Genomic DNA, 24,621 nt, shown 5'->3' on the forward strand with positions numbered 1-24,621 from the left:
CTACCATCAAATTAAATAGATTTTATATCCTGAGTGAATAAGACCCCAACAGGAGTTCCTGCAAAAACCTCAACAGTTGTAGGTGTGTTAAATAATACTTGAGCTTGCTGCCCCCAAGTTTTACCCACGGTGGCTAAACCAATCACCGCATTTTCTAAAGTAGAACGACCTACACCATTGGCAATGGTTACGTTATTACCACCACCTGTACCACCTATGGTAACTGTAGTATTAGCAGACTGGAATGCATTACCAAAGCCCTCTAAAAATGAGGAAGCAAACAACGAGCCGTATCTTAATAAAAAGTGATGGTTTGTTTTACTTGAAAGAGCCGTTCTTGCTGTATTTGGATCAATTGCATAAGCTGAGATCGAAATCGTTTTTGGAGCGCCAGGAATTGACATGGAATTAAATGTAATGACCATTTTGTCGGCGTTGGAAGGTAAATTAAAGCTACCAATTAGTTTGGCTCCTTTAAGCCTACCTGCAACTATGGTTGCTAAAATCGGCCCTGGCTCATCACTATTAACTGAAGTATCGATTACAGCGAACAAAACATCACCTGTTTTAATCATATTTACTTCAGTAGTTGATGTGGTAGTCGTGGTCTGAGTAACAGTTGCTCCGGTACCAGGACCAATTCCTGCAGCTGCAGCAACTGCTTTATCTTCATTTCCTGAAGTGTAAGTCTGCGTGGGCACGTTTTTCCATTCTGAGATTAGTTGATTCGCCGCTGTTAACATGTCAGAACTTTTTTGCTGAATTTTTTGTTGATATTTTTGTTCAGCCAATTGCTGATTTTGTCTATTAATAATGTCTTGCAATTGTTGATTACTCGCGGCAGATCCTGGCGTTATAGTTCCTTCGGCTCCCCCTTGTCCTAGGGTAGGAACTCCGCCAACATTAAATGTACCTTGTTGGACATTTGGAGCACCCAAGCCAGCCACTTGGAAAGCATTTATTAACTCAGAAGGGCTGTAGCCAGCATTCTTTAAATCATCAGAGGTAAATCCTGCATTCGCTAAATCTTTAGCGCTATAACCCGCTGCCGCTAATTGTGCAGCTGTGAACCCGGCGTCTTTCAAATCTTTCGCACTAAAACCTGCTGCTCGTAGTTCTGCAGCTGAAAATCCTGCATCTTTAAGATCTTTAGCGCTAAAACCTGCGGCTCTTAATTCAGCAGCGGAAAATCCCGCATCCTTCAATTCTTTGGCACTAAACCCTGCATCTTTTAATTCTTGGGCAGTAAAACCAGCTGCTCTTAATTGTGCGGCTGTACATCCAGCATATTGTTTTATTGATGCAGCACTGACTCCTGCAGCTCGCTCCTTTTTTAACTGCTCAACACTACAACCTGCATTTTTTATACTATCCGGGGTCACCCCTGGAGGTAAAGTTGCTCCTGCTGCATTTATTTCCCCAGCAGAATAGCCCGCTTTCGCTAGTTGATCAGGTGTAAATCCGGCACTTAATAAATCTCCTGCAGAAAATCCTGCATTTTTTAATTCTTCAGCGGTAAAACCAGCATTTTTTAAATCCGCTGCACTAAATCCTGCATCTTTTAATTCCTTCGCATTAAAACCAGCTGCTTTTAACTGTGCGGCTGTAAATCCGGCATCCTTCAAATCCTTAGCACTAAAACCGGCATCTTTTAATTCTTTAGCGCTAAAACCTGCATCCTTCAATTCTTTCGCACTAAAACCCGCATCCTTTAATTCTTTAGCGCTAAAACCCGCATCTTTTAGGTCTTTAGCACTAAAACCCGCATTTTTTAGTTCAGCTGCTGTAAAACCGGCATCCTTAAGTTCTTTTGCAGTATAACCCGCATCTTTTAATGCTTTGGCGGAACATCCCAGGGTTTTTTTAATAGTTAAGGCACTAACCCCTGCTGCTCTTGCTTTTTTCAGTGATTCCACACTGCAATCTGCAACACGGCCAGCTGCGATGATATCTGCAGGACTCAATCCTGCATTTTGTAAATCTTTGGGGGTAAATCCCGCCGCAAGAAGTTGGGCCGGTGTATATCCCGCATCAAGTAAGGATTTAGCACCATACCCAGCATTTTTTAATGCTTCGGCACTACAGCCATTTAATTCTTTAATTTGTTTGGCAGAAACACCGGCGGCGAATAGTTTCTTCAGATTATCTGGATTACAACCCGCAGCTTTGATTTGCGCATCGGTCAACGGAATTGCACTACTGATTTGTTGTGGGGTAAAACCCGCATTTGCTAAATCTGCATCAGTAAAACCTGCAGCTTTTAATGCTTGAGCACTACAACCAGCATATTGTCTAATAAGGGCGGCGCTCACTCCCGCAGCCTTTTCCCTTTTTAAGGCATCAACATCACAGCCTGCTTTTTTTACATCATCAGAAGTAATACCTGGCGGCAATTCACCCTGGGCCGCCCTTATATCCGCCGCAGAATAGCCCGCCTTAGCAAGATCATCTGGCGTAAACCCAGCATTTAATAAATCCCTCGCGCTATATCCTGCAGCCTTCAATTCTTCCGGAGTAAAACCAGCTCGTTTTAGATCGGCCGCACTAAATCCGGCATCTCGCAACTCTTTAGCGGTAAATCCAGCAGCTTTTAATTGCGCTGCGCTACATCCACTGATGCGTCGAATTGCTGAGGCGGTCACTCCAGCTTTACGTAATTTAGTCAATGCATCTACACTACAACCTGCTTTTAATACGTCCGCAGCAGTCATCCCTGGTGGTAAACCACTTGCATTGGCGATTTCTTCTGGAGAATAACCAGCCCCTTTTAATTCATCATCAGAAAAACCAGCATCTTTAAGTTCTCGTGCAGTAAAACCCGCATTACGTAATTCGCAAGCATTATAACCACAGTCTCTTAAGCGTTCTGCATTATATCCTGCATCTTTGAGCTGTCTTGCATTGTATCCTGCAGCCTTTAGCTCTTTACAGGGGCAAACTTGATTCAAATCCTTTAAAGAATAACCATTATCTTTTAATTGGGCACAACTACACGCCTCTTTAAGATCGGATAATTGGGCTCCTTGGCTAACCACCTGATTAACCACTTTTTTTGAGCACCCCCCGTTTTGAAGTGCCTGCAGCCACAGACTTTTTTGAGACCCTTCTTCATTCTCTCGGGCTAAGGTAGCAAACCCTACGCCACTTTGCCCTCCTTGAGAACCGATAACGCCAACTCCCTCACCCAAAGCTTGGGTACGGATAATTGTAGGAATTGCACTTCCCCCAGTTTGCTCCGCTTTTTTGGCCTGATCAAGATTCTGCTCTTCCTGCAATTTGGCATATTGAGCCGTTGGATTGAGAACACCCGGGATAGACTGGATAGCTCCTGGTGTACTCCCAAGAGTAGCAACCGCTGAAGGACCGCTATTTATAGATCTCAATTTTATATAGCCTATCACCACAGCAATTAATAATAATGCCACTGTAAAAATGATAATCACTCGCGTACGCGTGTTTGAAAAAAGCGATTTTATATTTTCTTTTCTGCCAGCCATTTATAACCCTTCTACCTTGAGCTGCATGACCTTCCCATGCCAGGAAACTAATAACACCGGAGATTTTTGCATTTCATAAGCATGCGTCCCATCTGCGCTGGTCATACTTGCTAACCAGCCCGGCGACAATATAGTAAGATTTGTTCTAACATACATTCTGTCGTTAGCTAACCAAGCCCGCGCATCCCCTCCGGTGATACTTAATCGTTTACTTCCAGGAGGTGGTACACCATCTAAAACATGAAGAAGCAATTCACTTGCTGAGGGCGGAATCCCTGTTTCTAGGGGCATGCTTTTAGCATTTGGTCCATAACCTTGCACACGCAAATCAACTCGGTAATCAACAGCTTTTTGACCCGGTATAAGGGTCAACATCACCGGAGTATTCAAACCTCTCAAACGGACGGCCAAATTACCATAATTGTATAATTTTAGTGCTTGAATCATTATTGTATTGCTGGTTTTATCCCATTGAATATTAAATGAGTTTGGGTCTCCTAAATCATAAGCAGCAATTGGCCATGGAGCTCCTGATGAATCAAGAAAAACTAAGGAAGAAACAAACCCTTGCGCCAAACGAATGACAGGTGGGGTAGAGCCTGGAGATAAATTCACAAATTGAGAAGTTGCTGTAGGTTTTGGTGGTGTACCTACAGGTGAAGCTTTTGCATACTCCATAGTCTCATTTAATTGTTTTAAATGAACAATTTGTCCTGTATTCAAGGGATAAAGACTTTTTGTCATATCCTTATAGGCTTTATTATCAATAATCTCCTCATCATTGCGAGTAATGACCTCTGGAGCATTAGAATTATTGTTAGGAGTAGGTGGAGCAGTGGGTGCCGGGGGTTTATAAATATTATTCGCTAGAGGAATAGGAATATTTGCTTCTGGGCTTGGTGCTGAAGCTGGATTTTGGCCAAGAGGCTGATTTGGTCCTGCAGGAGGGTTCTGCCCTGCTTGCTGATTTTGTGCTGCGGGCTGATTTTGTGATAACCGCTGCTGCAATAAACGCAACTGTTGTAATGCCTGTTGCGCACTATCAGACTGATCCTGCGCATAAGAAGAACCAGGAACCCCATAAGCTATTCCGGAAAGCAAACAAAACTTTAAAAACCAGTTCAGCTTTTTCATTAAGACACTCCACCCGCGGCAGGTCCCACAACAAATTGCGATATACCTATTCCTCTAGGGGAATTCAAAGTAGATACACGTGTAATCAGCATAGTAACTACATTATTCTGTTGCGTAAACTCACTGGCACTCTGATAGGTTACTAATATTGGCATTTGGACTCGCCAAGAAAAACTGCCATTTAATACACCTTTTTGTAAGATAATGGGAGCGCGGGTTGCGACAGCCGAAACAATCAGCTTCTTGGCTTTGACTGCATCCAGGTTATTTGATTGTTGTAAAGCGCTTAAAAATTGATCCCAACCTTCAGGTGTAAAAAACCCAGATGAAGCCTGTAGTTCGTCTCTGTAATTCACGAAATTATAAGTAAAAGCTGCAATAGCTGCTTGGTTTGCCCATTGTAATACTGCAGAATCGGATTGGTTTGGTTCATTTAAAGGGAAAAGTGGTGTTATACGGCCATTTATACTCGTAGCAAAATACTTGGGCGCTGGCGGATGAGTAATCATATATACCAATAATGAAGCTAGAACTATATTGACAATAAGAGCTATTAACAATGCAAGCATTACTTTACGCTGGCTGTCTTTATAAAATTTGTTTCTTAGTGCGACAACTGTCAAGGCATCTTCAGCCATAATATCCTCTATTTATACTTATTGTGGTATCAATTTATCCTCACTCTCCGCTGGTGGATCAGGAGGAAGTAACGCATTAGGTGTATAATTCGGAGCCAAAAGAGGTTGCAACTGAATAGGGGGAGCTATTCCACTCGTTGCATAATAATCCCGCTCAGGTTCTGTTAAATGAAGGTAAGCGATCAAAACTCCAAAAATGCAATTCACTATTGAAGAGATAATTAAAGTAATTAATCCACGTCTAAAGGAGAGAACATAGAAATTTTTACTATTTTTTATCAATTCCCAAGTGTTACGACTCATTTTTTCCCCTATGCCACAGCTCGTCTAAATGTAATCTCTACCCTTGCATTAATTGAATTATCACCACCCTTAGTAAACCCAATAATAGGTTTATCACTACCCAAACCTTGTGTAAAGATAAAACGGCTATCTACCCCCTGAGACCAAAGGTATTCACTAACAACTCGCGATCGAGCTAAAGTCAACGCGTGTTCTCTTTGTGGAGAGACATATTTGTTACTGTAACTCGCCACATTAATTGCAATTTTTCGAAACTGTTTCAGGAATACAGCAATTTCATTGAGTAATGGGTAGGATTTCCATTTTAACCGTGGTGTTTCGGGTTCAAACAAATAATTAGCAGGAATACTGATCATATAATCCTGACCAATAGTAATTACTTTTACCCCTTTTTTATTTAATTTTTTAGCGAGTTTCATGATGGTAGCATCACAGGCACCAAGGACCTTACACGGATATTTAGGCTCCTCTTTATCCAGTGCCCAATAGTCACCTTTGCAGGCGGTCAACGTCAATAAGACAACCAATCCAACAGCCTGAATTAGATTAATACGTACTGATCTCACTCACTATCCTCATATTTCAAAATGACCATTTTAAAATGATTCTGACTGTAGTTCTGTTGTGTTCCATCTTTAAGAAAAGGATGCAAATCATTACGTTACAATGAATTCAATAAAATAGCTATTTTTTTAAAAATTTATTTATTGCTTTACATTTTTTTGAATAAAAACAGCGCCGATAGGCTCTTTTTTTTCCAAACGGTAAAATAGCCTTAGAAAGCTAAGTATTTATGAAATAGGGTTTTGTAATAATAAGTCTCAAGGTGTTCTAGCCATGTATCAACATGGCTAGCTTGCTTGCGAAGGCTCTGGGATTTAACAAAGCAGTGAAATCTAAATATTGCAGAAATAGTTTACTCTTCTTCACTTTTTTTCGCTGCTTTTTCACGTTCCGTAGCAATTTTTTCTGATAATGATCTAACCAGATCGGTTAACTCATTTGGAGCAATGAAATCTCTTTCCTCAGGCGGATAGCTGGTAGCCAATTGGAAATCCTTAATCAATTCATTTGCTACTGTCCCTGCATATTTATCCTTAGCTCCAGCTAAACGCTCAATATTCATCATCTGGTTACGTGTTTCATTAATGGGCAGTAAAGACTCAGAGAATGCGGCTTTATCACTAACCAATATCGGAGGCGCACCTTCATTTTCTCGTAGTGGGCTAAATATTGTTAATGCACCTTCGACTTCTTCTTCAATTAGATCTTCGACAGGCTCAGGCTCATTATGACCATGAAATGCAATCAAAGCAGAGACACCTCGCTCTATTGGCTCTTCTATGGGAGATTCTCGTAACAACTTAGAAATAAGCGTAATTTCTTCACTTTCTGCAGTTTTGTTAATTGATAAATCCCCGCTTTCCAATATGGCCTGAAAAGAAGTCAGTTGTTTTTGTAACTTCATTAAATAGTCGTCGGGTGGCGCTTCAACTTTCAAAAATTGATTCAGTTTCAATTTCTTCACAGGTTTTGGATTCGCATAAAACATACGAGCACGAACAATTTTTGACTTGAAGAATATATGTGCCTCACCTTCTGTTTGTTCTTTTAAATCCAAAAGATCCACACGTGCTCTCTTTTCAAAAGAAGAACTTTTACTATCCATATAGGTATTTGCTATGCTGGTATCTTTAGCCTGGAACGAATCCACTTTAGTCACATAGGCTTCCCCTGCTGTTTTGGTGAAGAAATCCCATGTTTCTGTTGGATCCTCCAATTTCATACATATTTTAATGTTCGTATTTGCACCGATTGATGCAGCTTCTTCTTTAGACGCCTTTTGGAATGCAGGTAAATCTTGCCCTGCGAAAATTGCAGAGAATCCCAGAGAACGCGCTTGTGCAGGGACAACTGCAAAGCCCTGAACTGCATAATACCCATACTCATCCAAAATGCACATATAAGGTGTAGGTGCATTCGTGGGCTTTCTCAAGATCACATCTCGATAATCCCCTTCAACGTCTTCTCCTAAACCTGCAGCCATCATTGCTTTTAATGAAGAAACAATAATCTTTCCAAGGTTAGACAACTCATCTGGAGATTTTTCTAAAGCGGGCAATAATACAACCAGAATCCTACGATTTAATACCACGTCCTTAAAATCTACCTCAGCCAAGTTCGTACGAACAATATGTCCATACGTATCCGCCAATGATGAAAACGCTCTAACCAACTGCATGGTAATAAAACCATGTTGTTCCAAAACCTGGGATACTTGCTTTCCTTTTTTCTCTTTATTGTAACCTGGCAAGGTACCTAAATAGTTACGTAAAGGGTCGGTAACCAGTTTTGGTATTTGTTCAATATTCACACTTTCTTGATTATCACGTGGGAAGATTTTATCAACAACGATGACTTCTAGCCGGTTTAAATCAAAATAGTTACGGATAGTATCCGCATCCAAGAGTATGGCACCTTCATCACGCATATAGACTAGAAGCCGCATCAAAGCTTCAACGAAGGCAATCGCACGACCCTTCCACATGTCTCCATCTCCGCCTCCTTTTGAGTCACCCATTAAACTTACTACAAGTTGGGTTAACATACTGGAAGAACCTTGAGAAAAAGGATTAAACGTATTAGACAGTCTTCGTTCTTGAGGACCAATAATGTCGCGGGCCCCAGTCATAAAGTTGATTAGAAGCAAATCGTCTTCACGCCCCATGCTCCGGACCATGGAAAAAACTTTTGCATAAAGTGAGTTATCCCCTTTGCCGTCCACATAAATGAAACCACTGCCTTGGACTAAAGCATTAAAAGCAAGAGAAACCAAACATTCCGTTTTACCGCTACCGGTTGAACCGAAGATTAATGCATGGGTACGCATATCATCATTAGCAAACCATAATTCATGGCCTGTTTTTCGATCGTTACCAAAAAAAGCGATGCCACGAGCCATATTAGGCTTGTTAACACCTGGCTTCATATCGTTGAAATCTTTTACTCTAGAAATTAGAGGAAGTCGGAATGGTAATTTTTGTTTCCGAGTATAACTGTAAAGAAAACTTCCAGCACCTACAAGCATTAAGAAAGTTGCGGCCTCGGAAAAATAATAAGACATCGCTGCTAGAGTAAAAAGTATAATCGAGATATTAGTTGGATCAGCGAAAAAATCCGCTAATCTCTGCGTCAAAGTCCGCGTATCCCTAAGTAAAAGGGTGGGATCTAACTCATGACGTGATTCGATACCACGCATCATGGCTCTAACTCCTGCATTTGTCGGGGTGTTAACTTAACTTCTTTTATGGCTATTTCCAAAGCTTTAATCGCCTCATCTATCATTGGCACCAAAGAACGCCGGCCCATTTCTTTCTCAGCTTTCCAGTGAGCGTACGGGCCTGCAACTTCTGAAAAAGGTGTTTGTCTACCAACACAATTAAGCATATACCATAAACGTCTATCAACCGGTCTTAACCATAAAAATTCCGAGCTCGGAACAACCCCATCATCCCGGGCTTTTTCTAGTAATGAAGCCATTACACTTAAAGTATAGGCGTGTTTTGTAACAACTTCCTGTATAATTTCTGTGTTTTTATATTTTTCTATTGTGGGTCTAGCAACAGAATAGTCAAGTTTTCCTGCAACATAAGTTCTATCTAAAGTTGTTAAAATATTATTTGCAGCATCTCTATCCCGATTAATACGAGCAAGGAAAACAGCAGCTAACGCGTAAGCTTGTGGTGAACAATGTTCAAAACCATCCCAATATGGGCCTAATTGTAGGGTAAAAACTCGTTTCGCATCCCCTCTTCGAATCCCTGCGGTCATCTCCTGGCCGGGTACAGGATTGTCTAATAATACATCTTCTTTTTTTAACAAATTGTATTTGCGCGCAAATTCCATGGGTGTTAGAGCCATGGCCCAAGGACCTTTATTTATATCTTGCTCGACTAAATCTTCTTTAACAATAGGCATAATTGCAGGCCAGTTAAATTGCTCTTGCTCACGTAATTTTTTCATATCATAAATTTTGCGAAACTTAAGAGTAATATTGGACTGATACAAAAGAACTGCCAAAACAAGTAATACAAGAACTACAGGATAACGCATGAAGTCACCCACAGCACGTGTAGTATCTACGAGTTGTTCCCAATTCACTGCATTGGGATCAATAGTTTGCATGATTTGAATCAAGCTTGCTAGTTGCTCACTATGAACAAAAAGATTAACTAGTTTTGCTTGCCAAATATTAATTTGAAAAACAACCATCACAATATACTGATGTCCCATTTTCCATATCAGAAACACAGTAATAAACAACAGTACCATGACCCATATTGGACCCATGCCACTATCTTGACCTTGTTGTTGCGGTTGTTGTGCCATTAATGATACTTCAAAATAATTTGTTTGCTTTAAGTATATACTGCTCTATGATAATTTTGCGAGAGATCCGCAAGTATATCTATGCTTTTATACCATGTTAAAACAGGATCACTGTTCTTTAATCAAACGACCACGTGAATATTTATAAACACCCGTTAGATGCACAAAACGAGTAATATTTTCTACGTCTAAAGATCTATCTTTTAACGTGAGCAATGGACTACCTAATCTATCATATAAGATTTTATCAGGAGCAAGAGAAATAATATCAGTTTTATTAATGTAAATCGCAACATATGCCTCGTTCTGCTTATTCTCTTTTGATTTAATTATGGCGACTACTTGTTCTTCATTAGTGTAGATTGGACGAGAAATCATTTGACGCGGCAAATTGGCAATTATCCTTTCCCAGGATGAAAGATTAGAACCATCCGATGAGTATAAAGAAACAAAAACTTCCTGCTGACCGCTTCGTAAAGCAAGGCGATTTGCTAAATGAGCATCAGAGCGAAGTTGCGCTTGGCTACGCGCATTAATTTTCTTAGCAAAATTATCGCGAATTCCAACTAAGCGATTACCAATTGACCTCAGAAAATTTGACTTATCCCAAGGCCCATTTTGAATCGCATAATCCAATGCTTTAAGAATCGCGTCATTATGCTCTTCGGTAAACGTTTCTTTTTTCATAAAAATCAAATATAACCTTATAAGAATGAAACACACTGCATAAAACAATGCAATATTAAGGAGTATAACAGTAATTTCGATTATATAAAAAAGATAAACTCACAAAGAGGCATGTAACCTCTTTGTGAATCGTACAAAAAAAAGATTAAAATTTATTTGAAGTTACTATTAACTCATTCCTAAGCGAGATCCACTTTCATTTTCAACTTCTTTGGCTGTATCTTGTTGCTTAGATTCTTGAAGTTGTTGCTTCGCTTCATGGAAAAGTGGGTTTGCAACTTGTGTTTGTTGTTTCTCTTCTTTGGATTGTAGCGCTTGCAACGCTTCAGGACCTTGAGTTATTACATTGTTTACGGCATTTAAATTATTTATTGCTGCTTCAAGAAAATCCAAGCCATCTTTACCTGTTGCTAAAGCCACTGCTCTCATTTTTAGAACAGTATCTTTTATGTTAGAGATTTCTTTAGCAGCAACTGTAGCAGCTGGCTCATCGCTTGGTCCGTGTTCTCCGTGAGCAAAAAAACTCTCTCTTTTCAAAAATCCCATCGCATCACCCCTAAAACATAAAAATCTTTAATAGATTTAGTGTACCAAAAAATATCGCTAATGTATTCTAAATCATCAGTGCTTTCGATTTCTTTACAATTTATTTTTAAAAGAGCACCTAGTCGTACATCAACTCATCCAAAGGGGTATAATCACGACTGGGCCCCCCTTGAATTAACTCATTTAATACGTCGGTCATACACAACAAACGTAAAACATTCGGTGTTACCTCATCAAAAATCACTCGGAGTCCTAACAAAGCACCTTCGGCCTCATCAAATGTCGCTCCTAATCCATAACCAAGACATAGGGAGCACAATTGATCCGCCCGTTTCGCAATAGCGGGTAATAACCCTGTATCTACAAAAACCTCATCATAACTCACAAATCGATCGTTAAGATAAAATTTTGCATTTAAACTGGCTGCAATAACTGACATGCATTTACTTATATCTCGTTCCATATTATCGCCACCACGGTTTTGAAGATTTAAGGGAGCCGGCCAAAACGCTTCTTATCCACCTTAAAAAAACAGGAACTGTAAAACCGTAATGCTCAATAATGCCAAAAAACACTGCAGAGATTAAAACCAAAACCCCTGTCCAAATCCTAATGTGCATTAAAAATAAAAAAATAGGGAAAGCTGCTCGAGCATCAACTATAAAAAATCGGGCACTTCGCGCAGAATCTCTCCAATGTGCAGTTTCAGCAAATCCAGCCATATTTCAAGCCTCAAAAATAATCACCTCTTTTGAAAAGTATATACCTAAACAAAGTCTTTATCACCTTGGTAGTTTGTAAAATATATAATATTTTTACTACAATTCGTCTATTTAATGAATACTATAGATGATGGCTTAACATTAAAAAAAAGTCCTCTCCAATAAAGAAGAGGAACTATAAGTACGGATGACGATTTTAATACGGATGACACTTTTATATTATTTTTTATCCATTGGGGAATGTCCTTTGGTAAATGACGCCCCTAAGATGTTGTTTAGGACGTGTTTCATTTCTAATTCCTCAGATGGTTTTTTTGCAGAGGGCGTTAATTGAGGCACAGCAAATTCTTGTGCAACTTCCTCTGTCTCCTGCGAGTTAGCTTCAGTACGGGTATTGCTTTGTCCGGCACCCAGTTTTCCTAACATTTTCGAAGTACTGTATTGACTCATCTGAATTCCTTCTATGACACCATAACTAATAAATTAGCATAAAGAACTTAAGGAATTATTAACACAATTATATTTTTTATAAAAAATACTATTGAGTAGTATGTCTATTTTACGTTATGTTAAAACAACCTATTAAAAAAATAGGTTCACTTGTCATTTATGGATGAATGCAATTGCTCAACTGACTCCAAAAGTCAAAGCGATTGAGAAACAATAGAGTCTTAAGCAATGGGACTCTAGAACAGGAGGAAATATGGCTAAAGGTGAAGTTAAATGGTTTAATAACGCCAAAGGTTGGGGGTTTATTATTCCAGAAAATGGCGGCGACGATATTTTTGTTCATTTCTCGTCGATTCATGGCACAGGCTACAAAACATTAGTTCCCGGGCAAACAGTCAATTACGATGTAGAACAAGGGGATAAAGGTTTGCATGCAGCTAATGTAATAGTACTTAGTGAAAATGCTAATACTGAAATGGCTTAATTAAGTTAACGCAGTATCATGTGGTGCTGCGTCCATTAGCCAAGAAAACGAGATAATTTTTCACAAATACTGAATTAAAAACTGTCTTCATGTATGATCACCTTATCCTCTTTAAGGTTAAGAATTGGCAATGAAGCATGGTTTGTTACTCATAAATCTTGGCACCCCTAAGAGTGCAGATACTTTATCTGTCGGGAGCTATTTACGCGAATTTCTTACTGATAAACGCGTCATCGATCTCCCTGTTTTACTTCGCTATGTGCTCGTTTATGCATTTATTTTACCTTTTCGTTCGCGACGCTCTGCCCATGCCTATCAATCCATATGGACTGAACAAGGTTCGCCTTTACTATTTCATAGCCAAAACTTAGTTAACCAATTGCAAAAAGAAGTGGGAGCCGAACACCTCATTGCTCTTGGCATGCGTTATGGAGAACCCTCTATTGAGAGTGCTTTGAATAAGTTAAAACATTGCGAATCCATTACTATTCTGCCTTTATACCCGCAATATTCATCCGCAGCTAGCGGCTCATCCATTGCGGAAGCGATGCGTATCATGAGCAGTTGGGAGCTTATTCCATCCATTCACATCATCCGTGATTTTTTTCAACATCCAGCGTACTTAAAAGCACAAGCCCAAATTATTAAAGCGTCTCTTGAAGAAGATTCCCATGTTCTTTTTAGCTACCATGGAATTCCTGAGCGCCAAATTACTAAAAGCAGCTGTAAGACTATTTGTATTGAATCCTGCCCTCTTTTAAGAGATGAAACTCAAGGTTGTTATAGAGCACAATGTTATGAAAACAGTCGTTTATTGGCCCAGGAATTGGGCTTATCTGCGAATAGCTACAGTACTGCGTTCCAATCAAGACTGGGCAAAACACCCTGGGTAAAACCTTATACGGATCAGATCCTAGCTGAATTGATTGCTCGAGGAATTAAAAAATTGATTGTTGTTTGTCCTTCTTTTGTAGCCGACTGTTTGGAAACACTCGAAGAAATAGGAATGCGGCTCAAACAACAATGGATAACACTTGGTGGTGAAGAATTAATTAACCTGCCTAGTATGAATGTCGACCCTTTATGGAGGAAGGCCATTATTACAATCGCGCATCTGCAACCCGCTTCTCAACCCAAGAGCCTCTTGTGAAGCCCCAGCTAATCGTTGCCAATATCTGGGGTATCCTCGTTTCTAAATTGAAGATTATTGGATTATCAAGCACTCTGCTTATTGCTTTGGGTGTTTACTTTACATTCTATTATCAGACGTCCAAAGCTCCAGCCTCATCACTTAAAATAGTGGAGACCGTGACGGTTTCTCCGTCAACAATTGAAAAAAAGATAAAGCTTATTGGCATCATACGCCCTAAGCATGCTGCAGTTCTTATTGCCAAAGGATCGGGAGTGCTTGATATACTCATGAACTCAGGACAAATAGTCCAAAAAGGTGACTTAATTGCCAAAATAACTAATCCAGACATTGAAAGAAGCTATCAACTCTCTAAAGAAACAGAACGATTGGAAAACACTCAATATCAACGGCTTAAAAATTTACAACAAACAGGATTTGTTAGTGCACGAGAAGTAGAGGAGAAAAAGAGAATCTGGATTGATTCGCAAAAAGAAAAAGCAAAGACCAAAATTGAATTAAAAAATATGCGTTTTTATGCTCCATTCGATGGCGTTATTGGTGCATTTAAAATTAAAGAAGGGGCACAGGTAACTGACGGCGCGGCGGTAGTTACCATCTACGATCCGGATTCGTTAAGCGTTGAAATTGATATTCCTTGTACGAATATTCATTCAATCGATGAAAACCAGCCTATTTATATATTAGGAACACGGTATCATTTAAGTCATGTACAAAAAATGATTGATGATGAAACCCATATGTGCCCAGCGGATGTTGATATCCAATGCACTCATTGCTTAGTAGGAGCCAGCGTATCCACCCAATTGGTTGTGAATAAAAAAACAGAGGCCTTAGTTATTCCTACGCAAGCTTTATTTCTCAAAAAAGGTACAACTCATGTTTATAAGGTCGTGGATAAAAAAATTGAACTTGTAGCCGTCAAAACAGGGTTACAAGAGCAAGATAAGGTTGAGATTATTTCAGGATTAAAATCTGGAGATCAAATAGTAAGCAAAAGTCCCGAGCGATTATATTCGGGACTGGAAGTCTCAATTTATAAAGGCTAAGTATCCTCTTATGAAATTTACAAGCTATTTCTTAAAGCATCCCGTGATTGCAATTATACTTAATTCCATGGTTCTGCTTCTGGGAATACTGTGTTTTAATTCGTTACCTTTGAGAGAATATCCCAATATCAGTTTCCCGGTTATTACAATAAATACCACTTATCCCAATGCTAGCCCTGAATTAGTCGAATCAGTTGTAACTAATGCCCTCGAGGATCAGCTTGCTGGGGTAGAAGGATTAGAACTAATGACGTCACGTTCTAACCCAGGAAACTCATATATTACTTTAAGATTTCGTCCAGGGACCTCCATGGACAAAGCGTTGAATGCCGCTCATGAAGCCGCACGGTTGGCACAACTTCCATCATCAGTAAAATCACCTGTTATTGAACGTCAGCGCCAGGCGGATGGCTTGCCTTTTATAGGAATTGCCCTGGAGTCTTCTTCGTTAAATTTTGGAGAGCTCACCCATTATGCCAATTTGAATCTAAAAAATACGCTCCGTAGCCTTAAAGGAGTTGCCTCAGTTGATGTATGGGGGCAACCTTTTACTTATACTATTCAATTAGATCAGAAAAAATTATATACATTCGGCATCAATGTTGATGAGGTTGCCAATGCGATTGCTAATAACCATTTATCGCTACCAGCAGGTAGTTATCAAGACAAGATTCCTACTACACTTGATTTTGAATTGAAAACTCCGGAAGATTATGAAAATCTAGTAATCAAAACTCAAAATCATCATCCAGTTTTTCTCAAGTCATTAGCAAAAATTCAATTAACTACCGACACCAGCCAATTTCGAGTTAAAGTCAACGGGCATTCAGGATTAGTACTTGCAATTAATCGCGCGAGTGATGCAAATCCAATTGAGGTATCTCAAAGTGTCCGTAAAGAACTCAACATCTTAAAAAAAAGTTTACCTGATGACATCAAGACTAAAATCATAATTGATCAATCGGAATTTATTAAGGCTTCCCTTAAAAACATTCAATCTTCTATCATTGAATCAATTTGCTTAGTCTTAGTGATCATTTTCATTTTTCTGCGAACTATACGCGCTACACTTATTCCTTTAATTGCAATTCCGATTTCTCTTTTGGGTTCTTTATTGTTTTTGAAAATTGCAGGCTTTAGTATAAATCAAATGACGCTTCTTGCGATGGTATTGGCTGTTGGTTTAGTAGTGGATGATGCCATTATTGTTCTTGAGAATATATGGCGTCATATTGAAGACAATTTATCTCCTATGGAAGCCGCACTTAAAGGCTCCAAACAAATAGGTTTTGCCATTGTCGCGATGACATTAACTTTAACGAGCGTTTATGCCCCTATCGCTTTAATTGACGGCATGATCGGTCAATTGTTCATTGAATTTGCAGTCGCCCTAGCAGGAAGTGTATTCATCTCAGGAATGGTAGCATTAACCCTTTCACCTTTGATGTGCGCTACATTCTTGCATAAAAATACCAAACACCTATGGCCAGGGATTGATAGGTTCCTAAATAGCCTTGCTCAGTATTACTATAAATTACTTAATATTATCATCCATCGGAAAAAAACTACCCTTTTTATCCTATTCCTTTCATTGAGTTTGAGCCTGCTCTTTTACAAAATAATGCCTGGTGAAACGGCCCCGAAAGAAGATCGTGGCTTGATAGGTATTTACACTCCACCGTTATCCGGAGATAACTTAGACACCCTAGAAGTCAATACCAAACTCGTGCAAAAATTTGTAGGTAAAGTGCCCGAAGCAAAAAATACATTAACCTTTTTAGGAAGTTGGGGTAGTAGTATTGTTATGCCTTTAAAATCTCATCAACAAAGAACTCGTTCAGCCGAGCAGATTGTTCATTCATTAAAACCTAAAACTGAGCGACTACCCTCAGTCGATGCTTCGGTTTGGAGCTGGGACTCAGGATTACCTGGAGTAGAAGATGCACGTAATAACTCTGAACTGGAACTCGTTATTTCAACCACCGAGAATTTCCGCCAATTATTTGAAGCAACAGAACGCTTGAAAAAGATACTGGATCGAAGCAAAACATTTGCTTCTACTCGTTATGATTTGCGTCTCGATTCGATGGGATACTCAATAAATATAGATAAAAACACCTTAGCCCAATTAGGATTGACTCCCGCGCAATTAGCTAAAACCGTTGAAGTTTTTTTCAGCAGTGATAAGTCCTTATCATTTCAAAAAGATGGGGTCTCTTACAATCTAACCTTGCAGGGATCATCCAAACCCTGGACCCTAGATGAACTTTATCTTACAACGCCCTCTGGAAAACGCATTTCATTAGGTTCAGTGGCTCAAATGAAAAGACGTGCTCAGCCCACCGCATTAGAGCATGTCAATCAAATGCGTTCGACAACTTTATATGCCCAATTACCTGAAAAACAATCCTTTAAAAAAGGAATGAATGAGCTCTTGGAGCTTGCTAAAGAAAACCTCCCCAACCAGTATAAATTAAGTTGGGGTGGTGCCGCCAAAGCTTATAATGAATCGTCGCATACGATGGTTTTGTTATTTGCTTTAGCGATACTCTTTATTTATGCCATTCTCGCAGCCCAATTTGAAAATTTTATTTACCCACTCATCATTTTACTCACCGTACCCCTGGCTTCTTTTGGTGCGCTCTTCTTTGCTTATTTATTTGGACAATCTCTAAATATTTTTACCCAAGTCGGTTTAGTCACATTAGTTGGACTAATCAGTAAACATGGTATTTTGATCGTAGAATTTGCTAATCAATTGCAAAAAGAGGGAAGTTCATTAGCAGATGCGATAAAGAAATCGTGCTCATTAAGGCTGCGCCCCATTCTTATGACTACTGGAGCCATGGTTTTTGGTGCTATTCCGTTGGTACTTTCACATGATGCTGGCGCCGAAGCCCGGCATGCAATAGGTACAGTGCTTATAGGGGGCTTATGCATTGGTACATTATTTACTTTATTTGTGCTTCCTGCTGTCTACTTCATGATCTCAAATATCATAAAAAAACCTGAGAAATTCTAATTAGTGTTAGTCAGGGTATTGCAGAATTAAAAGTCTAGGAAAACTTTAACCGCCTAGGTTAAGCTTCTTTATCAAGGCTACCGAATCCTATCAACACTTCTTAAATTTTCTATACTCTGAATTATCAATTTAATGTACTATGAAATCGTTCGACTTTTATAGGAGATTATGTTGAAAAGGATCTGTTTTTTAATGATATTTTTTGTTTCTCAAGCAATAAGCTCTGTATTTAGTTCAGAGGATATCCAAAAACTAAGACAACATTTTTATGCCAATATCCAATCTAATGGAGCAATAGTAGCCGCTCCCTCAAAACAAAATCCAGATTATTATTATGATTGGGTTCGTGACTCAGCGATAGCCATGAGCTTGATTGAAACCTGGTACGAATCCTCTCATGCCATTGGATACAAAGAACGTTTATTTAACTATATTTCTTGGACTCAAAAACTTCAGCATCAATATGATCCATTACCGGGGCAAGATATATTGGGAGAACCTAAATTTTATATTAATGGTTCGCCGTTTGATGGTTCTTGGGGCAGGCCACAAAATGATGGTCCAGCTTTAAGAGCATCGGTTCTAATTCGTTTTGCGCAACAATTGTTAGATGATAATGAATCAGAATATGTACTGGCGAATCTTTATAATAGTAGTTTGGATCCAAATTCAATGGGCGTCATTAAAATGGATTTGGAATATACCGCTCATCACTGGTCTGATAAAAATTATGATCTGTGGGAAGAAGTATTTGGAGATCATTTCTTTACTGCCATGACTCAGCAAAAAGCACTTCATGAAGGGGCTGCTCTTGCTCGTCGGCTCAATGACAAGGAAGCAGCTCTTTATTATGACCAACAAGCAAAACTAATAGGTCAGCGTCTCAATGCGCATTTGGATCCAGTACATAAAACAATTCAAGCAACACTTTTGCCCCATCCAGGTCCACAAAAGGCTTTAGAGCTTGATTCATCTATAATTTTGGGTATTTTATTTAATCCACAAACAGAGGGTGATTTAGCGCCAGATAGTTTATATGTCCAAAATACAGTTGAAGCGTTATACAAACAATTTAATTCAATCTTCCCAATTAATAACAACCATTCAGGAGAAATTTTATTTGGACGTTATCCTGGAGATACCTACGATGGATATCAAACCAATAGCATGGGTAACCCCTGGTTTATTTTAACAGCAACTATGGCTGAATATTACTATACGCTTGCTGATAATTTACCTTTAACCAAAATCAATCAACCTGCAATCATAAAACACATTCAAGTGGGTGATAATTATCTGAAACTTATAAAAAATTATGGCAAAGACATGAAATTAAGTGAGCAAATTAATTTAACTACCGGAGTCCAACAAGGTGCGCCATCTCTAACTTGGAGTTATGTTGCTGTTTTACGTGCCATTGATTTAAGAGATAAACTAACTAATAAGTTAAAATAATTTCAAGAAACTTTTCACTAGCCAACGGTCTTTTCAAAGCCCTATGGCTAGTTTTTTATTTCCTTTTAGGTAGAAGCGTAATAAGAGGGTTCTTCTTTGTCTGTATCTTCAATCGGAAATGTCTCTTCGCGTCCTAACATACGTAGTGGCTTGCCTGACATAATATAATTCTCAATTTGCTCCAAGCTAATGTTTTTTGTTTCAGGCATATAAAAATAGGTATAAATAAGACCTAGAAGACAAATCACCGCATACACAGCAAAAGTGTATTCAATACCCAACATTTTTTCTAAAAGAGGGAAACTAAAAATGACAATTGTATTAAAAGTCCAGTTACTCATAGCGGAGAAACCCATTCCCACGCCACGAACGTGTAAAGGAAATATTTCAGCCATCGCAATATGGGGTATTGGCCCCACACTCACCGCAAAAGAGAAAATATAAAGAATCAGACAAAGAACTGATAAGTAAGGTAACCAAGGGATTTGATATACTGAAAACATACATAAAAACAAGAGGCTGAAACACATGCCGGAGAAACCAAATAGCAGGAGTTTACGCCGACCTATTTTATCAACACTAAGCATAGCTATTACTGTCACCAGTAAATTAACAAGACCAATACCAATGGTTGCCAAGATTTGTCCCGCGACACTATTCATTCCTAAATTTTTGAAAATTTCAGGTGCAAAATAGATAACTACATTAATTCCGCTCAACTGTTGTAGACAAAATAGCATGGTGCCTAGCATCAAAACTGGTAATAAGGGGCTTTTAAACAACAATAGCCAACTTCCCTTTTTAGGTTCATTAGCCAAAGTCCTTTCGATATCCAACAGCTCATGCTCGATTGAATGACTTTTACGTAATTTTTTTAAAGCCTTGGATGCTGCCTCACGACGTCCCACACTGCATAACCACCTAGGAGACTCTGGCATGAGTAAAATTCCAATGCATAAGACCAGGGCAGGAAAAGCACTTGAAGCAAACATGGCACGCCAATCATTGTTTTCAAGAAATAAATAATTGACTGAATAAGAGCAGACGATTCCTACTGTCATTGCCAATTGGTAAATAGCAACGACTGCTCCTCTTGTTTCATAAGTTGCTGTTTCTGCCAAATACAAGGGGGCCATTACTGAAGCCATACCAATTGCTAAGCCAAGAACTAATCGTGAAATAATAAGTATAGTAATTGAATCAGCAAATCCAGCTCCTAAAGCTCCTAAAAAAAACAAGACTCCGGAAAAAGACAGTAAGGTGCGACGACCGAAACGCTTCACCCCTTTTGATGCCGTAATCGCACCAATTAACATGGATCCGAACAAGGCACCAAAGGGCAATGCTGAGGCCATCACCCCAACATGAGTAGCCGTTAAGCCAAAATGATTTTTAACCAATTCTATAGAACCTGCAATGATTCCTTCATCATAGCCAAACAAAAAACCCGCGACCGAACCGATAATTGCAACAACCCATGTCATATTTAACTCCTTGATCGATAATCCCAAATTGGGTGTAAATACCTTATTCCCAATTTATCGGGCTATTCTTTATCTACTCCCATCCTCGTACACTGTGACGCGCCGAAAGAGATAAATCAGTAATTAATGCCCAATCACCTTTTTTAATCGCTTCTTCGGGAACTATCCAGGAACCTCCAACACAGGAAACATTTGGCAGTGCCAGATAATCAGAAAAATTCTTCTCATTAATCCCTCCTGTTGGACAAAATTTAGCTTGCGGGAAAGGACCATGCATCGCTTGTAACATATTGGCTCCCCCCGCAGCAGTTGCAGGAAAAAATTTAAAATGGGTATAGCCCAAAATTAATCCTTCCATTAATTCCGATACACTCGACACACCAGGTATTAATGGGATATTGGAAGTACATCCCGCAGTTAAAAGGGCTTGGGTTTTTCCGGGGCTTAGGGCAAATTTTGCACCCATATCTGCAACGTGTTTTAGTTGTTCGGGAGTAGTTACAGTTCCAACTCCAATTAAAGCTTCGGGGAAAGTTTTTAGGAGTAATTCAACGGCCTCTAAGGCAATTGGCGTTCTAAGTGCGACTTCAATTATATGGATACCCCCTGCAAATAACGCTGTAGCTAAAGGCAGAGCGTCCTCTATTTGTTTAATTACAACAACCGGGATAACAGGTGATGTGGAAAAAATAATTTCCGGCCGCACCAGCCAATTTGGAAACGACATGAAGCTCTCCTTGTAGTCGATTGCAGCCTAAATGAAGTAAGTGTAATTCTAGAAATAAGACTTATCCGATATTCTAATTTTCATCTAAGCCACGATTGTTTTAAATAAACTGCAGCCCCCAATATCCCGGGTTGCTCGGCAGTAATCACATAGGTCGGGATTTTCGCATTGAAATCGCTAAAACGCCCTTTTTCTTCAAAACAAGATCGAAAATCACTGCCATGCAACAAGGTAATTAATCGTGGTACGATACCACCCGCAATGTAAACACCCCCAAAGGCAGCAAAAATTAATGCTAAGTCACCAGCAAAAGAACCTAAAATTTCGAAGAATTGCGCTACGGTCGCTTCAGCAATGGTACATTGTTGTGCTAAAGCCAACGCAATTATTTCTGATGCGGAAACTAGACCTATTTCCCTTTGATGCAAACTAGCCAGTGCTTCGTATAAATTTTCTAAACCCTGCCCTGATAATAAGCGCTCATAGGATACATGCTCATATTTTCGTCTGAGATAACGATAAATAAACCATTCTTGCTCTGTTTTTGCACCCCAACTAATGTGCCCTCCCTCTCCTGCATGAGCAGAATATCCTTCCTGAGTTGACACCAGAAATGCCACCCCAAGTCCGGTTCCAGCCCCCAAGATCGCCCTGGTTCCATTTTGTTCTGCAGTCCCTCTTCCTATTTGGAGAATTTGTTGGGTGGTTAAAACAGGTAAACTCATTGCAATGGCATTGAAGTCATTCAAAACCTTAAGCACTGTCAGCCCTAATTTTTGCTTGACTTCATTAATAGAAAAACGCCAATGTGCGTTGGTCATACAAATCACATCCCCAAGCACCGGACAAGCAATCGCGAGGGCAGCTTGCTTTATTTCATCCAAACCATGTTGTGATTTATAGGCTGAAAACAGGGATTCAAAACTAGGATATGCAGCGCATGAGTAAATTTCAATTTTATCCATAAGCAGATTATTTAAATTGACACGACTGAAGCGTGCAAAAGTTCCACCGATATCTGCAACGATCGCATAATCTTTTAAACCATCACTCATAACACGTCTCTTTTCCCTGAAACAAACTACATGCTCCCTGCTCAGCTCCGGTGAATTGGGATCTTAAACTGCTAAATAGTTCTCTACCCATGCCAAGATAAGAGCCCATTTCAGTTAAAACTGCTTTCGTTCTTAATTCCAGCTCATGATCTGTAACTAATAATTGCAGTACCCCTTGTTCGGCATCAATTAAAATCATATCCCCAGTTTCAATTCGACAAAGTACTTCATTATCTAATGCCTCAGGTGTGACATGAATCGCAGCAGGAACTTTACCTGAAGCACCAGACATCCGGCCATCAGTCACTAAAGCAACTTGAAAACCTTTATCCATGAGCACACCCAGTTTGGGTGTTAATTGATGTAATTCGGGCATTCCACAGGCTTTAGGTCCCTGAAAGCGCACTACTACCACGCAATCTTTATTTAAATCGCCTTTTTGGAACATCTGTGCAAACTCCTCCTGACTGGAACATACCACTGCGGGCGCTTCAATTTTACTTTTCCCAGCAGCAAGCCCTGAAGTTTTAATTACCGCCCGTCCAATATTTCCACTTAATACTTGCAAGCCACCTTGAGCTTTAAAAGGAGTTTTAGCAGAAGTTAATACACTTTCATCATTTGAACTAGAAGGGCCAGGAGCCCATAACAATTGCTCATTATCTAATAAAGGTTGTTGGGTATATTGCTGCAAACCAAAACCCATCACTGTATGAACATCCTCATGGAGCAATTTTGCATCCAGTAAGGTATGGATAAAATAGGCCATACCACCCGCTCGTTGGAAGTGATTGATGTCTGCATATCCATTCGGGTAAATCTTGGCTATTAAAGGAGTTACGGCAGACAATTGAGCAAAGTCATCCCAATTAATCGAATACCCTGCTATAGCCGCTATGGCAATTAAATGCATAGTATGATTCGTTGAACCGCCAGAAGCCAATAATGCCACAATGCCATTGACAATATTTTTTACATCCATCAATTTGCCTATGGGCATATAATGATTAGTTAAATCCGTTAAGGAAAGAATTTGTTGTGCCGCAGCCCAGGTTAGTGCATCACGTAAAGGCGTACCCGGATTGATAAATGATGAACCGGGAAGCTGCAATCCCATGGTTTCAATAATCAGTTGGTTGGAGTTAGCAGTGCCATAAAAAGTGCAGGTGCCTGCAGAATGATATGAAGCCGCTTCTGCCTCAAGCAATGCATTTTTATCTACTTTCCCTTCAGCATACAATTGACGAATACGCGCTTTCTCTTGGTTTGATATGCCTGAAGGCATAGGGCCTGCGGGTATAAAAATGAAAGGTAAATGACCAAAGCTCAAAGCTGCCATCAGCAATCCCGGAACAATTTTATCGCAAATACCGAGCATAAGGCCGCCATCAAACATATTATGAGACAAACCTATGGCTGTTGACATGGCAATTACATCTCGGCTTAATAAGCTTAATTCCATGCCACTTTGTCCTTGGGTAATTCCATCACACATTGCCGGAACGCCTGTAGCAAATTGTGCTACGCCACCCGCAGCAGAAATAGCTTTTTTGATTAACGAGGGATAATTCAGATAAGGTTGATGCGCTGAAAGCATGTCATTATAAGACGAAACAATAGCAATATTTGCGTTAGTCATCCCCCTCAGCTTGGCTTTATCCTGTTTCGCACACGCAGCAAAACCATGGGCTAAATTACCGCAATGGAGCACACTGCGATGAGGGCCTTTAATACGTAATTGTTCTATATGCTTTAAATACAAATCTCTGCTACTTATACTCCGTTCACGGATTCGGTCCGTAACTTGAGCTACAACCGGGTGCATTTTT

Annotated in this window: 21 protein-coding genes; 5 read left to right on the forward strand and 16 right to left on the reverse strand. The window is 39.6% G+C overall.

The window, feature by feature from the left end; genetic code table 11:
• Positions 1-11: 11 nt before the first annotated feature.
• From dotG to ACWTE2_RS15755, 12 genes are all read right to left on the reverse strand, one after another.
• Positions 12-3,497, reverse strand: a complete 3,486-nt coding sequence (dotG, locus tag ACWTE2_RS15700; RefSeq protein ID WP_454786079.1) for a type IVB secretion system protein DotG/IcmE — start codon at positions 3,495-3,497, stop codon at positions 12-14.
• Entirely contained in the window at positions 3,498-4,631 is a 1,134-nt protein-coding gene (locus ACWTE2_RS15705) for a DotH/IcmK family type IV secretion protein (protein ID WP_454786080.1), read from the reverse strand.
• On the reverse strand, positions 4,631-5,269 hold the full coding sequence (locus ACWTE2_RS15710) for a type IVB secretion system apparatus protein IcmL/DotI (RefSeq protein WP_058466659.1): 639 nt from the start codon (positions 5,267-5,269) through the stop codon (positions 4,631-4,633). The genes ACWTE2_RS15705 and ACWTE2_RS15710 overlap by 1 nt, the downstream gene beginning before the upstream one ends.
• A gap of 18 nt (positions 5,270-5,287) precedes the next feature.
• A complete protein-coding gene (gene icmM, locus ACWTE2_RS15715; protein WP_182391550.1) occupies positions 5,288-5,572 on the reverse strand; it encodes a type IVB secretion system protein IcmM/DotJ in 285 nt (94 codons plus the stop codon).
• A gap of 8 nt (positions 5,573-5,580) precedes the next feature.
• On the reverse strand, positions 5,581-6,138 hold the full coding sequence (gene icmN / locus ACWTE2_RS15720; RefSeq protein ID WP_454786081.1) for a type IVB secretion system protein IcmN/DotK: 558 nt from the start codon (positions 6,136-6,138) through the stop codon (positions 5,581-5,583).
• A 350-nt stretch (positions 6,139-6,488) separates the two neighbouring features.
• Positions 6,489-8,834 (reverse strand): TraM recognition domain-containing protein, encoded by a 2,346-nt coding sequence (locus ACWTE2_RS15725; RefSeq protein ID WP_454786082.1) that lies wholly within the window; start codon positions 8,832-8,834, stop codon positions 6,489-6,491.
• Complete coding sequence (icmP, locus tag ACWTE2_RS15730) at positions 8,831-9,961, reverse strand: type IVB secretion system coupling complex protein DotM/IcmP (RefSeq protein ID WP_182391553.1); 1,131 nt, start codon at positions 9,959-9,961, stop codon at positions 8,831-8,833. The genes ACWTE2_RS15725 and icmP overlap by 4 nt, the downstream gene beginning before the upstream one ends.
• A gap of 108 nt (positions 9,962-10,069) precedes the next feature.
• Positions 10,070-10,648: a Dot/Icm secretion system protein IcmQ gene (gene icmQ, locus ACWTE2_RS15735; protein WP_182391554.1), complete on the reverse strand. Its 579-nt coding sequence runs from the start codon at positions 10,646-10,648 to the stop codon at positions 10,070-10,072.
• Positions 10,649-10,816: 168 nt separating this feature from the next.
• Positions 10,817-11,194 (reverse strand): hypothetical protein, encoded by a 378-nt coding sequence (locus ACWTE2_RS15740; RefSeq protein ID WP_454786083.1) that lies wholly within the window; start codon positions 11,192-11,194, stop codon positions 10,817-10,819.
• A gap of 118 nt (positions 11,195-11,312) precedes the next feature.
• Positions 11,313-11,657 carry a type IV secretion IcmS family protein gene (locus ACWTE2_RS15745; RefSeq protein ID WP_182391556.1) on the reverse strand — a complete coding sequence of 115 codons (345 nt, stop codon included), beginning with the start codon at positions 11,655-11,657 and terminating at the stop codon, positions 11,313-11,315.
• A gap of 1 nt (position 11,658) precedes the next feature.
• Positions 11,659-11,916, reverse strand: a complete 258-nt coding sequence (gene icmT, locus ACWTE2_RS15750) for an IcmT/TraK family protein (protein ID WP_220470997.1) — start codon at positions 11,914-11,916, stop codon at positions 11,659-11,661.
• Positions 11,917-12,135: 219 nt separating this feature from the next.
• Positions 12,136-12,366, reverse strand: coding sequence for a hypothetical protein (locus ACWTE2_RS15755; RefSeq protein ID WP_182391557.1), 231 nt, complete (start codon positions 12,364-12,366; stop codon positions 12,136-12,138).
• Positions 12,367-12,619: 253 nt separating this feature from the next.
• Between ACWTE2_RS15755 and ACWTE2_RS15760 the strand changes: the two genes are divergently transcribed.
• The 5 genes from ACWTE2_RS15760 (at position 12,620) to ACWTE2_RS15780 (ending at position 19,526) form a co-directional block, all read left to right on the forward strand.
• Positions 12,620-12,850 carry a cold-shock protein gene (locus ACWTE2_RS15760; RefSeq protein WP_182391558.1) on the forward strand — a complete coding sequence of 77 codons (231 nt, stop codon included), beginning with the start codon at positions 12,620-12,622 and terminating at the stop codon, positions 12,848-12,850.
• A 130-nt stretch (positions 12,851-12,980) separates the two neighbouring features.
• Positions 12,981-14,000: a ferrochelatase gene (gene hemH / locus ACWTE2_RS15765; protein ID WP_454786084.1), complete on the forward strand. Its 1,020-nt coding sequence runs from the start codon at positions 12,981-12,983 to the stop codon at positions 13,998-14,000.
• On the forward strand, positions 13,997-15,049 hold the full coding sequence (locus ACWTE2_RS15770; RefSeq protein ID WP_454786085.1) for an efflux RND transporter periplasmic adaptor subunit: 1,053 nt from the start codon (positions 13,997-13,999) through the stop codon (positions 15,047-15,049). The genes hemH and ACWTE2_RS15770 overlap by 4 nt, the downstream gene beginning before the upstream one ends.
• Positions 15,050-15,059: 10 nt before the next feature.
• Positions 15,060-18,071, forward strand: a complete 3,012-nt coding sequence (locus ACWTE2_RS15775; RefSeq protein ID WP_454786086.1) for an efflux RND transporter permease subunit — start codon at positions 15,060-15,062, stop codon at positions 18,069-18,071.
• 192 nt (positions 18,072-18,263) lie between these two features.
• Positions 18,264-19,526 carry a glycoside hydrolase family 15 protein gene (locus tag ACWTE2_RS15780; RefSeq protein ID WP_454786087.1) on the forward strand — a complete coding sequence of 421 codons (1,263 nt, stop codon included), beginning with the start codon at positions 18,264-18,266 and terminating at the stop codon, positions 19,524-19,526.
• A gap of 65 nt (positions 19,527-19,591) precedes the next feature.
• Here the strand turns inward: ACWTE2_RS15780 and ACWTE2_RS15785 are convergent, their stop codons facing one another.
• From ACWTE2_RS15785 to edd, 4 genes are all read right to left on the reverse strand, one after another.
• A complete protein-coding gene (locus ACWTE2_RS15785; protein ID WP_454786088.1) occupies positions 19,592-21,010 on the reverse strand; it encodes a sugar porter family MFS transporter in 1,419 nt (472 codons plus the stop codon).
• Positions 21,011-21,083: 73 nt separating this feature from the next.
• Positions 21,084-21,737 carry a bifunctional 4-hydroxy-2-oxoglutarate aldolase/2-dehydro-3-deoxy-phosphogluconate aldolase gene (locus ACWTE2_RS15790; RefSeq protein WP_454786089.1) on the reverse strand — a complete coding sequence of 218 codons (654 nt, stop codon included), beginning with the start codon at positions 21,735-21,737 and terminating at the stop codon, positions 21,084-21,086.
• A gap of 80 nt (positions 21,738-21,817) precedes the next feature.
• Entirely contained in the window at positions 21,818-22,792 is a 975-nt protein-coding gene (glk, locus tag ACWTE2_RS15795; protein ID WP_454786090.1) for a glucokinase, read from the reverse strand.
• Complete coding sequence (gene edd, locus ACWTE2_RS15800; RefSeq protein WP_454786091.1) at positions 22,785-24,617, reverse strand: phosphogluconate dehydratase; 1,833 nt, start codon at positions 24,615-24,617, stop codon at positions 22,785-22,787. Before edd ends, glk begins: the two co-directional genes overlap by 8 nt.
• Between the last annotated feature and the right edge of the window lie 4 nt (positions 24,618-24,621).

The organism is Legionella nigrisilvae (genome assembly GCF_977063395.2).

Coding starts and splice junctions, on each gene's coding strand:
- dotG (WP_454786079.1), bottom strand. CDS start 3,497: ATGGCTGGCAGAAAAGAAAATATAAAATCGCTTTTTTCAAACACGCGT.
- ACWTE2_RS15705 (WP_454786080.1), bottom strand. CDS start 4,631: ATGAAAAAGCTGAACTGGTTTTTAAAGTTTTGTTTGCTTTCCGGAATA.
- ACWTE2_RS15710 (WP_058466659.1), bottom strand. CDS start 5,269: ATGGCTGAAGATGCCTTGACAGTTGTCGCACTAAGAAACAAATTTTAT.
- icmM (WP_182391550.1), bottom strand. CDS start 5,572: ATGAGTCGTAACACTTGGGAATTGATAAAAAATAGTAAAAATTTCTAT.
- ACWTE2_RS15725 (WP_454786082.1), bottom strand. CDS start 8,834: ATGATGCGTGGTATCGAATCACGTCATGAGTTAGATCCCACCCTTTTA.
- icmP (WP_182391553.1), bottom strand. CDS start 9,961: ATGGCACAACAACCGCAACAACAAGGTCAAGATAGTGGCATGGGTCCA.
- icmQ (WP_182391554.1), bottom strand. CDS start 10,648: ATGAAAAAAGAAACGTTTACCGAAGAGCATAATGACGCGATTCTTAAA.
- ACWTE2_RS15740 (WP_454786083.1), bottom strand. CDS start 11,194: ATGGGATTTTTGAAAAGAGAGAGTTTTTTTGCTCACGGAGAACACGGA.
- ACWTE2_RS15745 (WP_182391556.1), bottom strand. CDS start 11,657: ATGGAACGAGATATAAGTAAATGCATGTCAGTTATTGCAGCCAGTTTA.
- icmT (WP_220470997.1), bottom strand. CDS start 11,916: ATGGCTGGATTTGCTGAAACTGCACATTGGAGAGATTCTGCGCGAAGT.
- ACWTE2_RS15755 (WP_182391557.1), bottom strand. CDS start 12,366: ATGAGTCAATACAGTACTTCGAAAATGTTAGGAAAACTGGGTGCCGGA.
- ACWTE2_RS15760 (WP_182391558.1), top strand. CDS start 12,620: ATGGCTAAAGGTGAAGTTAAATGGTTTAATAACGCCAAAGGTTGGGGG.
- hemH (WP_454786084.1), top strand. CDS start 12,981: ATGAAGCATGGTTTGTTACTCATAAATCTTGGCACCCCTAAGAGTGCA.
- ACWTE2_RS15775 (WP_454786086.1), top strand. CDS start 15,060: ATGAAATTTACAAGCTATTTCTTAAAGCATCCCGTGATTGCAATTATA.
- ACWTE2_RS15780 (WP_454786087.1), top strand. CDS start 18,264: ATGATATTTTTTGTTTCTCAAGCAATAAGCTCTGTATTTAGTTCAGAG.
- ACWTE2_RS15785 (WP_454786088.1), bottom strand. CDS start 21,010: ATGACATGGGTTGTTGCAATTATCGGTTCGGTCGCGGGTTTTTTGTTT.
- ACWTE2_RS15790 (WP_454786089.1), bottom strand. CDS start 21,737: ATGTCGTTTCCAAATTGGCTGGTGCGGCCGGAAATTATTTTTTCCACA.
- glk (WP_454786090.1), bottom strand. CDS start 22,792: ATGAGTGATGGTTTAAAAGATTATGCGATCGTTGCAGATATCGGTGGA.
- edd (WP_454786091.1), bottom strand. CDS start 24,617: ATGCACCCGGTTGTAGCTCAAGTTACGGACCGAATCCGTGAACGGAGT.